Below are 2,455 nucleotides of genomic sequence, written 5' to 3' on the forward strand. Positions count from 1 at the left end.
TGGTGAAGGGTTTCGGGTGCCTCTTGGCGTACGAAAGCCTCTCATGCAGGAACCCGTGGTCCGCAGGTGTTGCGCTATGGGTTTTGCTGTTTTGGGGTGATCGAGTGCGTGCCTCGAACAGGGGCGCATGGCGTGGTGGGAGTGTCGACGAGCCGGCATCCTGGCCCGGTCCGGGCCTTGGTAATTATGGTCGCGACGAGATTGGCGTGCAGAATGACCGTGATTGCGGCGCTGCGCGCAGCCGGGCCTGACGACCGGTGGCATGGCGCGGCCGTTGCAATATGGGGGTCATGCCGGGTCATGGACGGTCTCCCGGTTCGAGGGCTTGGCTGCAGGTGGTGCGCGCGGCTGGCACCCGGAGGCGAAGGTCTCGATGATCACCATGGTGCCGCCACAGCAAGGGCATGGTGGCCGCTGGTCTGCGGGCTCTTCGGCCGCCGGTTCGTCCGGCGCCGGCGCGACCTGGAGTAGATCGCGGGCCTGGGCAAGGCAGCCCTTGCGGGTGGAGCTGGCGAGCAGGCCGTAATGGCGGATGCGGTGAAACCCACGCGGCAGGACGTGGATGAGGAAACGGCGGATGAACTCATCGGCGGCAAGGGTCATGACCTGCTGTCGATCGGCACCGCTGCGGCGATAGTTCTTGTAGCGGAAGGTGACCCCAGTCCAGTCGAACCCGATGAGGCGGCTGTTTGAGATCGCGACCCGATGGGTGTAGCGGGAGAGGTAGGCCATGACGGCTTGGGGGCTGGCGAAGGGCGGCTTGGCATACACCACCCAGCGCTTCCTGCGGACCGGCGCGAGGTGACGCTGGAAAGCACGGCGGTCGATGAGCGCGGCCATTTTGCCGAAGAAGGCGAGCCGTCCACCGTCGTGAAGTTCGAGTAGCCGGGTGATGAACAGTCGGCGGAACAGGGCCCCGAGCACCCGCACCGGGAGCAGGAACGCCGGCCGCGATGAGATCCATTGCCCATCTGGCGCGATGCCGCCGCCCGGCACGATCATGTGGATATGGGGATGGTGGGTCATGGCCGAGCCCCAGGTGTGGAGTATGGCGGTGATGCCGATGCGGGCGCCCAAGTGTTTTGGATCGGCGGCAATCGTCAGCATGGTCTGCGATGCGGTGCGGAACAGCAGATCGTAGACGAGCGCCTTGTTCTGGAAGGCGATGTCGGCAATCTCGGCGGGCAATGTGAAGACGACATGGAAGTAGCCGACCGGCAGGAGGTTGACCTCTTGCGCTTCCAGCCAGGTGCGTGCAGCGGCGCCCTGGCACCGGGGACAGTGCCGGTTGCGACAGCTGTTGTAGGCGATCCGCTGGTGCCCGCAGTCCTGGCAGGCCTCGACGTGACCGCCAAGCGCAGCGGTGCGGCAGGTCTCGATCGCCGACATCACCTTGAGCTGGTCCAAGCTCAGATGCCCGGCATGAGCGACCCGATAGGCAGGGCCGGCAGCGCGGAAGATATCGGCGACCTCGATGGCGGCGCGCACCGGCTCAGCCGGGAGGGGTCTTGCCTTCCATCAGTGCCATCAGCCGGTCGAGCGGCCCTGTGACCGCGTGGATCGTCCGGGTCGAGACCTTGGTGTAGAGCGCGGTGGTCTCAAGCTTGCTATGCCCGAGCAGCACCTGGATGACGCGGATATCGACGCCCTCCTCAAGCAGATGAGTGGCGAAGCTGTGCCGCAGCGTGTGCGGGCTGACCTTTTTGCGGATGCCGGCGACCTCGGCGGCCTCCTGCACGGCACGATGCAGTTGCCGCGACGAGATCGGATCGGTGCAACTGCGGCCGGGGAACAGCCAGCCATGGGGCAGCATCACACCCAACTGCCTGCCTTCACGCCACCACAGCCGCAGCAGCTCCAGGAGCTGGGGCGAGAGCATGGCGTTGCGGTCCTTGCGCCCTTTGCCCTGTTCGACCCGGATCAGCATGCGGGTTGAGTCGATATCGTCCACCTTGAGGTGGGCAACCTCGGAGACGCGCAGGCCGGCGCCATAAGCGACCCCGAGCGCGGCCTTGTACTTGATGGTTGGCACCGCCTGGAGCAGCCGCGCCGCTTCCTCCACGCTCAGCACATCGGGCAGCTTGCGCGGATAGCGGGTGATCACCAGCGCGCGGGCCAAATCCCGCCGCTTCAGCGTCACCTCAAACAAGAAGCGCAGGGCCGAGACCGCGCCATTGATGGTCGCCGGTCCGACGCCGTTCTCATGCTGATAAAGCTGGAAGCGCCGGATGTCCTCGGGGGTGGCTGCGTCCGGAGCGCGCCCCAGAAAAGCGGCGAAGCGCCGGACGTGACGAACATAGTCGTGCTGGGTATGCGAGCCCAGCCCGCGCATCAGCATATCCTGCTGCATCCGCTGGCGAAGCGGCCTGGTAGGAGCCTCGGTCGATAGAGTAGCCATGGCAAGTTCCTCTCGTTGAAGGGAACTCCATGGTCAGATCAGCTGCCGCTCGATCAA

The 2,455-nt window shown here is 65.7% G+C and carries 2 protein-coding genes; both read right to left on the reverse strand.

Features of this window, described 5'->3' with window-relative positions; genetic code table 11:
- Positions 1 to 288 precede the first annotated feature (288 nt).
- Positions 289 to 1,488 carry an IS91 family transposase gene (locus WH91_RS19765; protein WP_046172739.1) on the reverse strand — a complete coding sequence of 400 codons (1,200 nt, stop codon included), beginning with the start codon at positions 1,486 to 1,488 and terminating at the stop codon, positions 289 to 291.
- Positions 1,489 to 1,492: 4 nt separating this feature from the next.
- Positions 1,493 to 2,398, reverse strand: coding sequence for a tyrosine-type recombinase/integrase (locus WH91_RS19770; RefSeq protein ID WP_046172740.1), 906 nt, complete (start codon positions 2,396 to 2,398; stop codon positions 1,493 to 1,495).
- Positions 2,399 to 2,455 lie beyond the last annotated feature (57 nt).

Source organism: Devosia psychrophila, assembly GCF_000971275.1.
Classification (GTDB): Bacteria; Pseudomonadota; Alphaproteobacteria; order Rhizobiales; family Devosiaceae; genus Devosia; species Devosia psychrophila.